The sequence below is a fragment of the Crenothrix sp. genome (assembly GCF_043729335.1).
In the GTDB taxonomy this organism is placed as follows: Bacteria; Pseudomonadota; Gammaproteobacteria; order Methylococcales; family Methylomonadaceae; genus Crenothrix.
Genome location: NZ_JAYTLQ010000060.1, coordinates 1 through 16363, shown reverse-complemented (window position 1 = coordinate 16363; position 16363 = coordinate 1). Strand labels below are relative to the sequence as shown.

16 protein-coding genes are annotated in these 16363 nt (G+C 44.2%); all 16 read right to left on the bottom strand.

All coding sequences use genetic code 11. The features are described 5' to 3' along the window. Window positions 1-8: 8 nt before the first annotated feature. Window positions 9-947, bottom strand: coding sequence for a DUF4384 domain-containing protein (locus ACHZC4_RS14575; protein ID WP_394754596.1), 939 nt, complete (start codon window positions 945-947; stop codon window positions 9-11). A gap of 880 nt (window positions 948-1827) precedes the next feature. Next, complete coding sequence (locus ACHZC4_RS14570) at window positions 1828-2091, bottom strand: hypothetical protein (protein WP_394754595.1); 264 nt, start codon at window positions 2089-2091, stop codon at window positions 1828-1830. A gap of 119 nt (window positions 2092-2210) precedes the next feature. Next, on the bottom strand, window positions 2211-4817 hold the full coding sequence (gene pglZ / locus ACHZC4_RS14565; RefSeq protein ID WP_394754594.1) for a BREX-1 system phosphatase PglZ type A: 2607 nt from the start codon (window positions 4815-4817) through the stop codon (window positions 2211-2213). Continuing rightward, entirely contained in the window at window positions 4814-5470 is a 657-nt protein-coding gene (locus ACHZC4_RS14560) for a DUF3226 domain-containing protein (protein ID WP_394754593.1), read from the bottom strand. Before ACHZC4_RS14560 ends, pglZ begins: the two co-directional genes overlap by 4 nt. Further along, the gene (locus ACHZC4_RS14555) at window positions 5470-6630 is read right to left on the bottom strand and encodes an ATP/GTP-binding protein (protein WP_394754592.1); all 1161 of its coding nucleotides are present in this window, start codon (window positions 6628-6630) and stop codon (window positions 5470-5472) included. The genes ACHZC4_RS14560 and ACHZC4_RS14555 overlap by 1 nt, the downstream gene beginning before the upstream one ends. A gap of 27 nt (window positions 6631-6657) precedes the next feature. Beyond that, the gene (gene pglX / locus ACHZC4_RS14550) at window positions 6658-9447 is read right to left on the bottom strand and encodes a BREX-1 system adenine-specific DNA-methyltransferase PglX (RefSeq protein ID WP_394754591.1); all 2790 of its coding nucleotides are present in this window, start codon (window positions 9445-9447) and stop codon (window positions 6658-6660) included. Continuing rightward, the gene (locus ACHZC4_RS14545) at window positions 9441-9875 is read right to left on the bottom strand and encodes a type II toxin-antitoxin system VapC family toxin (protein ID WP_394754590.1); all 435 of its coding nucleotides are present in this window, start codon (window positions 9873-9875) and stop codon (window positions 9441-9443) included. Before ACHZC4_RS14545 ends, pglX begins: the two co-directional genes overlap by 7 nt. A gap of 8 nt (window positions 9876-9883) precedes the next feature. Next, on the bottom strand, window positions 9884-10225 hold the full coding sequence (locus ACHZC4_RS14540; RefSeq protein ID WP_394754589.1) for a hypothetical protein: 342 nt from the start codon (window positions 10223-10225) through the stop codon (window positions 9884-9886). Between the two features lie 9 nt (window positions 10226-10234). Beyond that, a complete protein-coding gene (locus ACHZC4_RS14535; RefSeq protein WP_394754588.1) occupies window positions 10235-10483 on the bottom strand; it encodes a hypothetical protein in 249 nt (82 codons plus the stop codon). A gap of 87 nt (window positions 10484-10570) precedes the next feature. After that, a complete protein-coding gene (locus tag ACHZC4_RS14530) occupies window positions 10571-10801 on the bottom strand; it encodes a hypothetical protein (RefSeq protein ID WP_394754587.1) in 231 nt (76 codons plus the stop codon). A 57-nt stretch (window positions 10802-10858) separates the two neighbouring features. After that, on the bottom strand, window positions 10859-11203 hold the full coding sequence (locus tag ACHZC4_RS14525) for a hypothetical protein (protein WP_394754586.1): 345 nt from the start codon (window positions 11201-11203) through the stop codon (window positions 10859-10861). Window positions 11204-11215: 12 nt separating this feature from the next. After that, the gene (locus ACHZC4_RS14520; protein WP_394754585.1) at window positions 11216-11482 is read right to left on the bottom strand and encodes a DUF2442 domain-containing protein; all 267 of its coding nucleotides are present in this window, start codon (window positions 11480-11482) and stop codon (window positions 11216-11218) included. 9 nt (window positions 11483-11491) lie between these two features. Beyond that, window positions 11492-11740: a DUF4160 domain-containing protein gene (locus ACHZC4_RS14515; protein ID WP_394754584.1), complete on the bottom strand. Its 249-nt coding sequence runs from the start codon at window positions 11738-11740 to the stop codon at window positions 11492-11494. A gap of 17 nt (window positions 11741-11757) precedes the next feature. Further along, a complete protein-coding gene (locus ACHZC4_RS14510) occupies window positions 11758-12687 on the bottom strand; it encodes a hypothetical protein (RefSeq protein ID WP_394754583.1) in 930 nt (309 codons plus the stop codon). Continuing rightward, the gene (locus tag ACHZC4_RS14505) at window positions 12684-12905 is read right to left on the bottom strand and encodes a hypothetical protein (RefSeq protein WP_394754582.1); all 222 of its coding nucleotides are present in this window, start codon (window positions 12903-12905) and stop codon (window positions 12684-12686) included. The genes ACHZC4_RS14510 and ACHZC4_RS14505 overlap by 4 nt, the downstream gene beginning before the upstream one ends. A gap of 35 nt (window positions 12906-12940) precedes the next feature. After that, on the bottom strand, window positions 12941-16363 hold a 3423-nt coding region (gene brxC, locus ACHZC4_RS14500; protein ID WP_394754581.1), incomplete at its 5' end, for a BREX system P-loop protein BrxC.

Sequence of the window (16363 nt, the reverse complement as noted above, 5' to 3'; positions counted from 1 at the left end):
TTTAATAATTAACGGTGGGTCAAGTTGAAATCGATAAACATCATATTGCCGGTATCCAGTGCTGCGGCAGGTAAAACGGTATAACTGGCGGGTTCAAGAGAACCTGAATCTTCCTCGGCAAACATGCCCTTGGAGCCAGCGCTGTAATTGCTGCGCATGCAGTCAATGCCAGTGCTGCTGTCTTCTGCAAACATACCCTTACTGCCTGCATTGCTGTCGTTACAGGCCACATACATAGATTGCCCGTTGTAAGCGACAGGCGTTCCTTGCGCAGAATTATCTGAACCTGAACCTGAGCTAGGCATTGGGAATTTACTAAGGGCAATAGTGACTTTTTCATTACCGGGTACGTTGTCAAAACGAATCGTACCTTGTGTTGGAATAGAGTAAGTGGCATTAGCCTGGATCAAACCAGATGGCTGGCCTTTAGTAGGGTAAAGCGGTGTTTTTCTTCCTGACGCATCTTCATTTAATACATACAAATAGCCATCAGTCTTACTTTTGATTTGCAATTTGATACGATCGCCACTACGGAAAGTATGCTTTGTAGTTACTCGTTGGCTTCGTCCACTGGCATCCTGCAAATCAATCCAATATTGCAGCCCTGCATAACTTACCGGGAGTGTTTCAGCCTGGGCATTATCGTTATTAGCGTAGCTGTTATGTTTACTTACGTGTGTAACCGTTGATTTTCCAGCATGGGCATAAACGTGGCGTACAGGCGATATTTGTTTAGAAATAACAGTTGCTTTAGGTCTAAATGCTGCGGGTCTTGTCGAAGGGGTTACCTCCACATCATCACCCATCATCACCGATGTCCCTTCACTGGCAAACATAGACTTAGCTCCAGCTTCAGCTAACGCAAAGGTTGGGTGTATTAAAGTTCCGAATATCGCCAAAAAAAAGGCGCTATTGAGATTGTTACAGCGCTTTATTATTGTTTTCATAGTTAAAACCTCTATAAACATAGGTAATTGTTAAAATCAATACAGTTAAACGCACAAAGACGCCCCTTGCCCGACAAGTTTTTGGCCTAAAAAATACCTGAAAGTGATGGAATCACTGAAACTGAAAGCAGTAAAGAACAGGACTACGATGGACAGCGTAGCTGAAAAGAATTTTCTATTGAGAAATGGAAGTTATGCTGTTTTCACACAACCCAGAACCGAATCAATCTAATCTCTTATTTACTAGTGACACAATTGAGTCTAGTTGACGTTTGCTTATTATTCCAGTTGTAGCCTTGTCATTTTTGTAAATAAATGCAACAGGATTATTAAGACGCAAGTTATTAAGCAACTTGGTAGATATTCTTGAAAAAACATAGACTTTTGCTTTATAGCTTTATAAGATCGCAAGAGTTAACTTTTGATAGGTTTACAGTTTGGTTGCTATTTGCTGATGTCGACTTGGCGAAATGACAGCTAGCAGTTAGACTAAAGACGATAGAAATTTACAATATGTTATTATTTAAAATCTTGTAAAACAATTTTGTTATTTATTTAATTCCACTCTAATCAAATGAATTGAAATTGACCTCTTATCGCTCATTTGGTTAAGATGAATTAACACAAGTACTCAATCACCGCAGATGGGTTTGTTAAGGCGCAGGGGCAAATTGGTATAAAAGGCCGGTAGAGTTTGATTTTTTTAGAGGTACATGACGACCTATGTACAAGCCCTAAAAGGGCTGTGAAATCGCTTGTTAGAACTGTTCGTCCGCAGCAAGAATATTAAACATTTCCTGCTACGCTGTATTCGTATTTAACCGTAAAACCAAAAACTGACAGGGTACAAAAACTGCCGAGTTGATCCTCAGTAAACCCTTCAAAACCCACCAAAGCCATTGCCCAAATAAGCACCGGCGGCGGCACCAAGACCAGAAGTCAGGGCGCTGCCATTACCCAATTCGTAACCCAGCACATCCCCTATCACACTGCCTGCCAGGCCACGGGTAGATCGTTGGTTGTTGTTACCGTTGTTGTAATAAGGTTGTTGCTGCTGTGGATAATAATTGGGTGGTGGGTAATAGCCTTGTGGTGGGCCGTCATTGTAACCGTTGTTATCCCAGTCATTATTAGACCATAACACCTTACTTGATCAGCTGGTCAAGTCCTTCCGAACGACTTTACCGGCAAAATTTTGGTTTAATAAGGTATCCAGACTATTGTCCATATCGGCAGTGTTTACATTGTCATTCATCATCCATCCTAAAAATCATTACTGAAGGCCAGATCAACCTTCACTGGCGCACGCAGCACTTCTACCCTGGTCACTGCGTCACGGGCAACCAGATAATAGTCTTTGTTACGGTCATAAGAACCCGATAACACCGTTAGCAATAACGAGCGTTTTCGTTCATCGAGCAGTTGCGAGGTACTATCGAAGGTGATGGTCTGTTCATTACTGATAGGCTGGTCACCATCGCGTAAAGAGATCACTAATGCGCGAGGTAATACACGCTCAGAAACGGCTTCGTTTTGGATAAACTCAAAACGTTGGTTATTAGTGACGACCTTGTTGGATGCACCCAGCAAACTGATACTGACTGTCTTGGTTTTGGCTAGCTCCGATTCTGTTGAACGGATAGCAATGACCGGAATAACTATTTCCTGCGGCATAGCACTGCCATGAACAAATCGCGCACCACCGGTAAAATGAAACCGGTTTGCGCCTTTAGGTATCCAGAAATCGAGACTGCCTTCCGGCTCAGTACCAGCCGTCAATGCGGTGTTTCCAGACCAGGCTTTAGTATTGCAACCGATATCTTTCCCTAACAAATAACGTTTTTTCGCCAGTAACGACCCTTCCGGTTTTTCAGAAAGCGTTGATTTATCGGCTTCTTCCAACGCCGATTCCTGGTACATAAAACCGTGATCGGCAGTTATTAAGACATTACAGCCATTTAGACTATTGACGATAAAACCGACCAATTGGGCAAGCTCAATGACGGTATCGGCGGCGGCCTCAAAAGTCTTGGTCTCGGAAGACTGTTTATCGCCAATCAAATCAATACGGTCATGGTAAATATAAATCAATCGGCGTTCACGAACGAATTCCCGGCCTTTATCTTTACCCATTGCCAACAAATCTTCTGCTTTAATGGCAGTCCCAGAATACGCTGCTAAATAAGCGCCGCGTTGTTCCATTGAAGATACCGGCTTGCCATCAGCCATCAATTCCAGGCTGCTGTTAATTTTATACGCTAAGGTTTGATGAGGTAACAACGCTGCCATGCCCAAACCCGTATAACTGGGCAATACCCCTAATAGACTGGATAGTGACGCTTTAATCCGGCTCTTACTATTAATGGCTTGGACTAGCTCTTCTGCCACCTCGAAACGAAACGCATCGGAAATGATGACAAATACCCGTTTAGTGCCGCCGTCAGACAAAGGCAATACGACTTTTTCAAAAAAGTTCTGCTGGTTAATGCTGCCGGGTATCCGCCAGGATGACAGCAATCCTGCCTCCCCTTCTAGAATCTTACCCCAAGCTGAACTTAACTGGGGGATAAACCAACCTGAATAAGCCGCTTCAATACGTTGCTTTAATTCATGCAAAACCGCCCAACCCATAGGCTCGACAAATTCGGTGGCGCGGTTAAAGTGTCGATAGAGTTGATCAAAACGATATAACTCCGCTTGATAAATAGAAAACCCTGCCTCACTTGAAGTAAAACTAAAGCCCGACCTGTACTGATCCTTTAATGTTAAAAAGTGTGTTGCGGCTTCCAACGCATCATAACTGGCAGCTAAAGCACGGTTCACATCATTGGCATTAGCCAGAATTTGATTAGCCCAATGACCATCCCTACGCCGCGCAATCAGCGTCAGTACAGAATCCATTGCTGCTCCAGAACCACCTAGAACCCTATCCTTCAAATCACTGATGATACGGCGTTCAACTTCTTCAAACGTCATCACCTCAGACAAGTCATTAGCCGAGAGTCCACCTAATAAATGAACCAAGTCTAAATCCTGTCCAACCACCGCTGTAATCAGGTTGTAACTGGTATAGTGCGCTAAATCAGATCGCCAGCGTGATGCAAACACCGAAGCATTGGCGGCAAGGTTACGTTCAGGCAGTATAAAATGCTTCAATGCTTCAGCGGGCTCACCCATGAATGAACGAGAAAAATCAGTCACCAGAATACGAAACAATAAATCACGCAGACTCGGTTCAGTCTCGGCATAACCCAGGTGTGTTTTTGCCAATAGCCAAAAGGCATCCTCCAGGTCATTAGCGATGATGTCTTGCCAGGTTTTCGGCTGAGCATTAAGATTAACTTCACCATCAACTACTAAGGTTGCAAACAAGCGTTGCAAAATAGAGAATAATTCAGGTTGATCGGCACGGGTTAAAACCGCCAACATTTTCCGGTCAAGATCGTCCGCATTATCGCTGGCGGTCACCAGACGTTTTAAGCGTTCAACCCGCTCTTTAGCACGTAAAAACTTGGCTCTATCCTTTAAATGCCCGCGTAATGTTTGCGAAACCAGCCCTAAATCATCCAGCAGGATTGAGGTCGAATCGGCTTTAAAAGATTTGCTACGTAACCGAATATCCAATAACCAATCCTTATTAGGGTCGGGTTCTGGTTGAGTGCTATAGAACAACCAATGCTGGTCTGGCTGGCGTTCAACATCGATTTTGATTTGTAGCGCGGGCGTTTCGTCCAAACGAACAATATGGATGTCATCCAAAACTAAATTATCCACTGTGGATAAAAACTCGCCTTCAGAATCATGCCAAAACACAATAGGATGGGAGATGAACAAGATTGCTAGCGAATCGGTAATGCGTTGTAGACTCATGCGTAGATGTGCGCTAGCCAAGCAGTCAATTGGCTATAAAGCGGTTTATTTGAATCTAGTAACTGATCGGTTACAGCTTGATAAAGCCCATGCCCTGGTTGTTTCTGCCACGCCAACCATGTTGCGACTTCCGCTTTACTGCGATGGAGAGGTTTGAATTTTGGAGGGTTAGGTAGCTCGTCGATCACGGACTGCGCATGTGCAAAGAGTGTCTGCTCATTGGCGTGAATACACTGTTTCAACCAATCTTCAAGCATGCCTTCGTTAGTGTTGTCAGGCATGATCCATAAGCCGAAATCAGCCAAGCCATCATCATGTTTATAAGTTATTCCAGCAGTTTGAATGGGTGATAGGTTGTAACGATATGTTGAAACAATACTTGTTACACGAGAGAGCGTAGTTTGATAGCTCCCATTCGGTACTGAATCAGCATCGACCACAACAGCCAATTTAACAAGGTTCCCATCCGCCAGTTGGTCGAGCAACTTCGGCAAAAAATTGAATACACCTTCTTTAGTGTTATGAGAACCACCTAAAACTTTAGGGGGTGCAACCTTAACCATCACTTGCAGGTTTGATTGTTTTAGCACCTCAATGAAAAAATCTTGGTCGGCTCCACCTTCAACCAATAGGACACGGTCTTGATTAGCCACTACCGCACCTCCACATCACTTTGGGTGATGCTATAGAGCGCTTCTTCGTCGAATACCGTGGCAATGACCCGGCCACGATCACTATCCCGAACGCTCTTGCCAACGCGAAACAAAACACCATCGATGTCCTTACGATCAATAGCAATTTTAGAAAAACTCTCGATGCAATCCCAGCTGTGCGTGGTGGCAAATACCTGAATATCCAACTTTTGCGCCATTTCAAACAGCAAAGCCCAAACTTTTTCTTGAACGCTGTAATGCAAGCCGTTTTCAAATTCGTCGATGAGAAGGAAGCCTCCTTTGGCGGGATAAATCTTTAGCGCCAATTGCAGCACTCGTAACATGCCGTCCCCTAGACTGTTTAGGGGCACGGGTCTCGATAAGTCAGACAGCTTAACCTTGGCACTGCGCCGTATTGTTGACCGATACCCCGGTCGCTCGTCTTCATTGCGAACAAAAGTCAGATTTTCAAACTCTGGCGCAATAATGCGCATGGCTTGCCTCACCACTTCCTCGTGCTCGGTGAAGACGATCTTATCCCATTCGTCGGCCAGTTCATCCAGCGAAACGAACTGCGTCGGGATCATGCTGCATGGTATCGCATTGATAGCATCGAACATAGGGGGTCTGAAACGTTGGGAGGATGAATCCAGAATAAATGGTGGGTATGGTTTCTCTCCTTTTGTGATCTGAAGAGCTTGTTTGACCTCACCCTGCAAATCAGGTATCTCTGATGTCAACACAGGTTTACGGCGAACACGAGTGCTGCTTTCTCCCGTTTCACTGGTAACAGTCTCTACGGTTTCGGTCAGAAACACATATTGGATGTGCAAAACATCTTTTCCGACAGTTACGCTTCCAATCTGAATCACAGTTGAATCATCAACAGGAAATTTCCTCCCTGTGAAAAAATCCTGAAAAGGCAAAGGTGCGTCAAATTCGCCACGTTCATTTTCTTTAATGCGATACCTCTCATCGTGTTCTGCAGAAATCGTTTCCAGCAGCGCCCGTTGGCCATTACCCGCATAAATTCTTAAGGCTTCCAGCACCGAGCTTTTTCCGGAATTATTCTTACCCACGATCAAATTAACACGACCCAGTTTGGCAACCTCGAAATCAGCCAAAGACCTGAAGTTCTTGATAACTAGCGACTTTAGCATGTTAACTGTCCTATTCTTCGATCAATATTATTCATCTTTACCACCCGTCACCGCCTTCACCTCGGCCAACAAATCACCAAACTTGCCGTAGTTTATTTTTACGCCGTCATCCAGATCAAGTTGGATGCGCAGGTCTGCGTAGTGGCGGAGTTTTTCCTCGTAGGTGAGCAGTTCGATGTGTTTTTTCTTGAGTTTTTCGATGTCTTTATTCAGTTTGTTGCGGGACGCGTTAGAGTCGGCCGCGACTGCGTCTTGTTCCAACAGCTCAATTCGGTTTTGAAGTTTGCCCATTAATGGCACAACGTAGTTATTTCGCAGTCTTGCCAAGGTGCTTTCGTTATAACGATGCAGATACACCAACGCTTGAAACGCGCCTTGTTTGCCGCTGGAAAACAGCCAATAAATAGGGCGTTTTTTGTAGGTTTGCAAATGGTCTTTAAAGAAGTTGCTGGCAATGTAGCGGCGTATAGTTGCTTCCGGTGTTTCATCGTTTCTTTGACCTAAGCTTTGCGCCAGCCAAGCCATGTTGGCATCTACTCCCTCTCCCTGGGGAGAGGGGTTGTCCCACACTGTCTGCAAGAATTCTCGGATGCGGTTGGCAGCATCATCTTCAAACCAGAGTTCATCAGTGATGGACACGATACCGTCGGCATCGGCGGGGAACGTGTTGTAGCGGTTTGGATCAAAATCGATGTTACCTGCGTGAGCGTAGATTAAACCCAGTTCATCCAAACTGTAACGCCCCATCATGCAGCCAATGGCGTAGGAAACTAACCGCTGGCTGTCTTTTTCGCGATCAGCACGACCCAAGGTGATTTGTGCTTCTGGCACGTCGGGCGACAATTCATCTTGCAAGCCGTAAGCTTCTATAAACAGGCGGTTGTTTTCTTCTTCCAAGCGTTTCATTTCGGTTATAGCAGCGCGGTTTTGCGTTTGCCACAGTGAGTAGCAAGTGGCAAGTGTTAAGTGGTTAGTTTTTTTCTCGCCACTCGCCACTAATAACTCACCACTCAACTGGCGAATTAGCGGGTTTTCGGTGAAATCCCATGAGGTTTCGTAAGTGTTCCAGTCGGTTTTTGAAATTTTGACTAAATCACAAACCAAATTAGAAACTTTCGGTACAAGAAAATCAGTTGCTGATTCTAAAAGAGGTAAAGATGCTACATTGACTATCTGAAAGTTAAGCGTTGGATTCATAAATTTCAATGCTTCAAACGCCACACATGAGCATAAATATCCTGTAATAAAATCTAAATTTTCACTTTTTGGAAAGGCGCATGAACCACCAACATCAAATAAAAATCCTTGTTCTGATTGTCGCGCACCAAAATATGAAGAGCTTACAAATGACCAAGTTACACAAGGTTTAAAATAATAACTTTCATTGGAAATTTTCCAACCAAGATTTTCTGCTGTTAGTTGAGGATAATTTGCCAGAGTTTCAGTTTTTATTTCCTCACCATTATTTTTCCAATTTACTAAATACTCGTTATTTCCATACCAACGCCTAAATTCACCGCCTTTGTTATACGGGAACCATTTTTTATCAGAAATTGATGCGTCAATTGCATTTGAAAATCCTAATCCTGTTGACGATAAAGAAACTTCATACCATTTTCTTAGAAATCTTTTGTTATCCCCTGTTCTCATACCAATTTTTGTAGGGGCTAATTTGCTAAGAATTACACTTTTTTCAAATAGATTTTTAAATTTCGGCTTGACCCAATAAGCCACAGGGCTACCTGAAATTTTCTTGAAATCATCTTGGCAGACATCATGAATCAAATCTTGGGTTCGATTTAAAAAAATTTGGTTCTTATCCGCAGATTGAGGAGCTGAATTTAAATTTATGTAGCTACCTGAAAAGGTTGGAATATATTTGTTGATATAGCTAAAAGCACAGGCTTGAGCAATTTTTGAGTTAATTTCAGGAAAACTGTTGTAACCAATTTGCACGAGGCTTGAAATTGTCTTGTCGTGTAATAATTTTTCACGCATGGCTTCATAAGACGATAAAAACATCCAGCTTTGCATGGTGACTTGCGCATTAAAACCAGACGCTTTGCACCAACCAAAACCGCGCTCGATAAACATGGCAAACATATCGGATTTGCTATCGGGAAAGTGTTTTTTTGCAAATTCTTTTAACGCGGGATTCATGCCTTTGCCGCCCATATACGGCGGATTGGCAACAACGGCATCAAACTTCATCGCTAAAATATTGGCTTGTGCTAAAAATGGCATTAACGTTTTCGCGGCGTTTTTTTGAAAACTATCGCCACTTTCTGCTAACTGCTGACAGTGTTCGAGTAATTCCGCTAAAGGCTGGGCGTATTCATGCGGTATTTGAATCAATGCACCAAACGTTTTCGCGGGTTCAAACAAGGTAACAATCGCTTGCACCATATTGTATTGGTTCGCTTCAATGGCGTTAGTTAAATCCAGTTGCGGCTCTTCAAACAGAGAACTGGTCGTGCCTATTTTGCTTTTATTGTACAAATCGAGTTTGTGCCAAAGTAACGGCAAATTTAAGTTTTGGCTGGATTGCAGTGACAAAATATTCAGTTTAGGCGGATTGTCTAAAATCCGTCTGTCATCGGCACGGGCTTTCATCAATAACGCAAAACCTGCGAGTTGCGCGGCGCGGTCGTCAATATCCAGGCCAAACAAATTCTTTTCCAAAATCAGTCGTGGAATATCCCGCATCCGGTAACCGCGTTCCAGGTAAATTGCTTTCAGCACATCATAAGCCTCCACCAGAATATGCCCCGAACCGCAAGCGGGATCCAGGACGGTGATGGTTTCTGGGTTTAGCATGGTGAGGAAATCCAGTCAGACAATAAAAACAACTCGATACCCGGTACGCGTTTAAATCCTGGATCATTGGTGAGCATAGCTGTGCATTGTTGTGTTAAGGCAGTTGCGGCGTGAATGGCGTCTGGGAGTTTTAAATTTGTTTGGGCGCGAATGTTTGCGGCTGAGATTAAAACCCTGTCATCAATAGGGGCAGTCGTTAAATAATGACTGGGTAAAAGTGCTTCATGGAAAATTGCCACTAGATCACTTTTATTCTGCTTAAATGGCAGTACCAAACATTCAGATAAACTTAAACTACTAGTTACTGCTGAAAATTCATTTGCTGTTAAACCTGTAAAAACGTCTGTTAATAAATGGACCCAAGGTTCAACACCTTCGAGGGTATAAATAAAAATGTTAGCGTCCAAATAGACTTTTTGCCCTTGCAAGGCTTGCCTTAATCCTCCCACGCATCACGCTCCGCACGGATAAACGCGTCAATTTCAGCTGCATTTTTAAAGCAGCCTTTACCTTTTCCAATTAGCTCCAATAACGACCTTGGCTTTTCGGGTACTGTTTTTTCTAAAGAGGCAAAAAACTCATCAGACAATAAGGCGCTTTTGTTTTCAGCCAACTCAGGTTTACACAGCTCTACTGTGGTTTGTGACGTAGTTGATGATTCTGATGCCAGTCCATCATCCAACGGCAAAAAAGTAATTTCTGTTTTGCGATGTTGCATTTCTTTGGGCACGGGAATAAAAGCGGGGGTATCTTCATAAATTAACCGGGCGTGATTCATGTTTATGTCCTAATATATTAAATTTTCTACCGTTTTCAAGTCTTCCAGTACGCATTCATCGGCAATTAGATAGCCCTGACCAAAATGCTCTTCCAAGCGGTATCGAAACGCATCAAAGCTTAATCCTGCAATGTGCGCGGCACTGGCATAACTGATTTTTCGAGCATGATATAAGCTCGCGGCTAAGAAAAACTCGACCGCGTGATTGCCAAAGGGCTGTAACACTTCTTCAAATTCTGGTTGTAATTCTACTAACATAATTTTCCCTTTTATTGCGGTTTAGCTAAGTTAGAGTTTATCTGGATTCCCAAGCAGTAGCCTTGGGAATCAGCGCAATATATTGCATTAGTAGCGATCCCCATCACGTATCGCACGGCAAAACTCCCCCGCACTGACTTCTTGCATCGGTAAAGTCTTATGAAATTCTGTAAGGCCTGGAAATGCTTGCCGGCAAGTTTGTGCTTGAACGAATTGGGCAATGACTTCTTTTAACCATTGTTCTGACGTTTTACCCTGCTGTTGCGCCAACTCTTGCAAGGCAAACTCGGTTTCGTTGTCTAGTTCTATTGTCAGCATAGGTTTTTCCTCATGTACTTAGATTTTTACTTTCGTTTTGATCTTGCAAGGCTTGTCTTAGTCTTCCCACGCATCACGCTCCGCACGGATAAAGCCATCGACTTCTGCCGCACTTTTGAAACAAGACGGAACTTTTCCGATGAGTTCCAACAGTGATCTTGGGTTTTCAGTATCTATTTCCTGCAAAGATGCAAAAAAAGCATCAGGTGCAAATGGGCATGACTTTATAGCGGCTTCGTAAGCTTCAGTCTGCCCCTCTGCGGTTGGCTGTGCAGCGAAGGATTCGGGTGCCAGTTCATCATCCAGCGGCAAAAAAGTAATTTTTGCTTTGTGATGTTGCATTTCTTTGGGCACAGGAATAAAAGCGGGGGTATCTTCATAAATTAAACGGGCGTAGCTCATATTTATGTCGTCTTAACCTTGTGTTTCACACCAAGCCACTCTGTTCCCTGTGGCTCGTTCATAGAGCGTTTCAGGAGCAACATCAAACCCGCATGACCAGGCAAGTGTCGGCCATTCATCAAGGTAAAACTGTTGAAATTCGATCACATTTTTTAAAGGCGCAGCAACGTCGTAACGTTCGATAAGATCCGACAAATCGACCACACCTTCTTCGCCTGTATTGAATTTCAATTTAATTCGATAACCGCTTTGGTAATTCGCTTCTGCAACCGCTATCATTGTTTTTTCCTAAACTAAAGGGTTAAGTTTATGAAATTCTTTGGTATCCCACATTGCCATCAATTCAAGCTGATGTAATTCAGCCCATTCCTCAACCAAACCACGCACTTTTGCGGGTAGATGTCCATCCATGACGTTAAGCGTTTTAATGTTCATGACTGCCCTGTATTCGTTATAACGAATATGAAAATGGGGAGGGTTGTGTTCATCAAAGTACATGCTAATCACAATTCCAAGAAAACGGCATATTTCAGGCATTTGTTAATTACCTCATTTCAAATTTGTTTTTCGTCTTCCGCGATTCGTGCGGCAATCAGCGCGTCTAACTGCGCTTTAACTTCGGGCGTTTGCTCAGCGGGTTCAATATAGTATTCCCATTGACTTTTCAAATCAGAAGTTGGGTTTGCCATTAACCAAAGCCGCCCAATACTGTTTTGCACCAAGTATTTTACAATCCAATTGGGTGTAAATAATTGCGTAGCGGCGGGAATATCTTCGCTTTTGACGACTTTGCCAATCACCGCGTCTTTTTTATCGCTGATGTAAAACTGATACAGCCAGCCGATGATTTCAATGGCTTGCCAATCTTCCTCAGGAATCGCGGCGACCATTTTGGCCACTACGGAATCGGTCAACAGCAAATTGTCAGGCAATAACAACTCAGTTTCATCGTCGATTTTTTCAAACAAAAATGGCATCACTCTGCACAGGGCATTACATTGGGCAATCAGAACTAACCGATACAGTTCACCGTCCTTGTCACCCGCTAATTTCATATCAATGACTTCGGCAGCGTTTAAATCAGCTAAATCACCATTGTTAGCAATGTCGGCGGCATGAATCAGAATGTCGGGCAAAATACCTTCTGTGCTCGAAAGCACGCGATAACCGTGCGATAAATACTCGTGAATCTCCAAATAACGCAATGCGGCAAACCGATTAAACCAGGTATAAGCCACCGCTTCCATGGTCTGGCTAAAGCCTTCTTTTTTAATCAAGGCAACGAGATTATCGCGTTGGGCACTCATTTTGGCAGGCCAGGATTGCCCGGCTATCAACACGACATCACCATTTTTTTCGGCGGGGGCAATGGTGAATTGGCCGTTGTGTTCTGACAAACCCAGTCGATGTGCGCGGGCAGTGACGGCGGCAATGAAATCTTTACGGGCTTGCGGGGCGTAGGCTTTGAGTTTGGCTTTGTTCATTCTTTAAGACTCCAGTCCTTGGCGGAAAGTGTGTTAATGACATTGCCCAATTCTGTGACTTGTCCGGCAAACTGGGGCGGAGGCGTGAGTTTGCGAACTTCTTTTTCTATAGCTTCCTTTATTAGTTCGGTCATAACAGCGCTTTTATTTTGTCCGTGATAAGCCTTATCAAACGCTTTTTTTACGTCATCAGGAACAATAAAACTCATGCTAGCCATTTAACACCCCAATTTACTGAGTAAATACAAAAAAATCATTCTATACGCACTTTTTTACCTTCCTTCAATACCTCTAATAATACCAGCTTTAACTTGGCAAGATAGGCTTCGACTTCGGCTTCCGTTTCCAGATAGGTTTTAGATGTGAGCGCTTGGGCACGAATCACTTTAACGGGTTTTTGAGGTATCTTAACCGTAATTCCAACGCTCGGTTCTTTGATACCTGGATTAGGCTGCTTTTGCGCGGCAGCAATACTATCCATTGCTGTATCTAAATGAGTTCCTGCCCGCTCAGCCAAGTAGCGGATTTGGGGAATACTGCTCAGCACGGCAATACTGGTTTTGAGTTGTTGCATAGGGCGCAAGGCTTTATTGCGTAAGTCAGCATTGCCTTGAACGTGATCCAATGCTGTTTCAATTTCGGCCAGTTTCTGCTCTATGGCCAGTAACGCGATTTCTCTTTCAGTGGCGGCCAGCTGTCCATTGACGGTTTCAACGGTATTTAACAAAGGCTCAATACGGTTGATTTGACTATAGGGCGCAGGATTATCACGAATGGCTGTCAATTGCTTGAAGGCATTGGCGGCGTTAATATCCTGTTGCAGGGCTTCGTGGTTATCGGCAAAGGCCGTCATGGCATCTAACATACGTTGCCAAGTGGTTCTCTGGGTTTTATAAAAGCTCAGTACATCATGAATTTCATCAGCAAGATCCAGCCAGTCGTTTTTTCCTGTCAGCAAGGCATCAATGAATTCGTAACTGTCACGAATGGCGAGCTGTTTGCCTATCTGGGTAACGGCATGTTCAATTGCCGTTTTGCCTGGGTAGTACTTGCTCGCAGCACTGTGGCCGTAGCTTTTAAGTTCGGTTTGCCAGAAGGTTAAACTGTCGCGCGTATCAGACACCACGCCGTCTTCATCTTCCCTGGGTAATTTAGAAAACAACTCGCGGTGTAATTCACGCACACGCTTGAGAGAGGCACTATCCGCTGATTTACGTTTAAGGACGGAAACCTGTTTAAAACGGACAGATTTGGTTAACGGGTCGATGGCTGTTTTAGGTTCAATATCAGCGCCTTCAAGCATCAATTTAATCTCACCGGCCATATAAAGCCTGGCAACCAGCAGGACAATTTCCCATTCTGGTTTCCAACCCCAGGGAATACCGGTAAAACGGTCAATTATATCGGACAATAACACGCGCTTTTCTGAGGCTGCCAATAACAGGTATTGACGCAGTTCGTTGGCTGCCAGCGGGTTAAGTTCTTCGTTTTTAGTATTCTGCAAGAGCGGCTTAATGTCATTACCGGAAAGAACGGCTTTGATTTCTGCAATGGGGTCTGCCGTGCGGTATTTAAGGTAAGGCAATTTACTGTAGGTGTTGGCAATTAAATAATTGATTGCTTCATCCAACAGGCCGGTCGGAGACAATCCTGCTTTAATGTCAGGCTTTTGCCCCAAAATATAAAAATCGCCAAGGGTCATCAGAGTGCTAAGTTGTTCGACCAAACGCAGTTTTCGTTCACGATTTTCTTCTTTACGGTCAGCCAGAATACGCTTTAATGACGGCATTGCCTGCCCTGCTTTAGGACTGCTGATATATTTTTCAATTTGCAGATAAAGTGTGAGTTCTTCGTAGAGCCGTTGACCTTCTGCCATGCGGATGATCGCTCGACCCGTTGACTCGCTACTACGCAGGATACAAGTGGTCTCGTGCATCCGTTCATAGTCATCACCCAAGGGGCTGAGGATTTCCAGCGTTAAGGGATGACTAGCTGTTTTCCAGGGCGCACCATCGAGTAAGCGGTTAAAGTCATAGTCTCCTTTGGTGTCACGATGACGGACTTTGGTTTGACCTCTGAGAATGTCCTCAAAAACCAGTTCGGACAGCAAACGTGTTCTTTCCGATGATGAAACATCCACATGACCCAACTCTCTAGCCACATCGCGTTCTTCATTGGTCAGAAAAAACCAGTGATCACCGTTACGGCTAACTAATTGTTGTTGTTCCAGTCTGGCTAAAGATTCCTGAATTCGACCCTTAAGACTGAGCTTATCGGCATCCACTTCATCGATACACAAGGTTGCCAGATTGTCGATGTTGGGCTTGATGGTTTCCGAGATGTACCGGATCAGGAACAATGCCTTGAGCAATAAGGTGTCGTAGGGTTCAAGTGCAGAATTATCAGGGGCCTGATCAATCGATTTCTTAGCGATGCTATCAATAAAACTGTCAATGGACGGATAAAAATCATAGAGCGGTATTAAGGCATTAATCGGCTTGTGGGCATTTTGTACAGCAGCTGACTGAAAGGCATCCAGTAAAGAACGCTCGCCCCGCGATAGATGCTTACCCGTTGCCCCCACTTTGCGTATCGACTCGAATATTTTTTGCAGTAATTGGAATTGATAAGGGGTAAACGGATAGTAGGCCACAAATTCAGCCGCATCTTTAAACCCTCGCAGATTGACGGCACACCCCTGAAAAGACAATTGGTTGTTGATGATATCGCCTTTTTGAGCATAAATATCCCGTAGGGCAACATGGGCTTGTTCGGTTTTGGATAGCAAACGCTCACCAATGACTTCATCAGTATTGGAACTCGCCAAAGAGAGGCGGGTATGAAAACGGGCTTGAATTTTGGAGAAATCCTGAGACTTGGCTTTATTAGCTCCACCGATAGCGGCATCAATATCTTCCTGGCTGGTGACTATAACCCAGGCGCGTCCCTGGCACAGTGTACCCAACTGCTCAACAATGGTTTGCAAGCTCAACATGAGTTGAGTGTTATCACCGATAAACTGTCCCACTTCATCAGCCAAAAAAATAAGTCGATGACCGGCAGGTTTGGTGTCCAGATAATCACGCACCAGTTTTGCCAAACCTTCGATGTTGATACGGTAACTATCACGGGCGTTATCAAACCAACGTCCAGCCGATTCTTCAGTCATGTTGAGTGCTTGTGCCAAGGCGGCAATCACCTCATCACGCAGGAAGTCCACGGCATCGCGTTCTTCATGCCAGGTATTGCCGTTTCGAGCCTGAAAGATTGTTTTGAAAGTATCGTAAGCACCTTTGGCAATCAGATAACGCTCCATTTCGGCAATATGGGGCGCATCACCACAAAGCCCCTGCTTTTCATTAAACACCCGCAGAAAAACCTGGACGATGGCATCGCGATCGGATTTGGCATCGGCCTTGGCATCGATATTAAACAGGATGACATCAGCAGTACCTTTAATGGCTTTGTGGATGTCAGCCAATAGCAGCGGGTCTTTGATTTTGTGTTCATCAAAAAAATCAGCCGCTTTTTTAGGGTTGCCGGTTTTGGGGTCAATGGCCTCAATGTTTTCCAGCAAGTAGGATAGTATTTTGATGTAATGTGATTTTCCTGAGCCGAAAAATCCGGATACCCAAACGCCCATACGTGCCGTAATAGTCGAGTCTTTGGGCTGTTC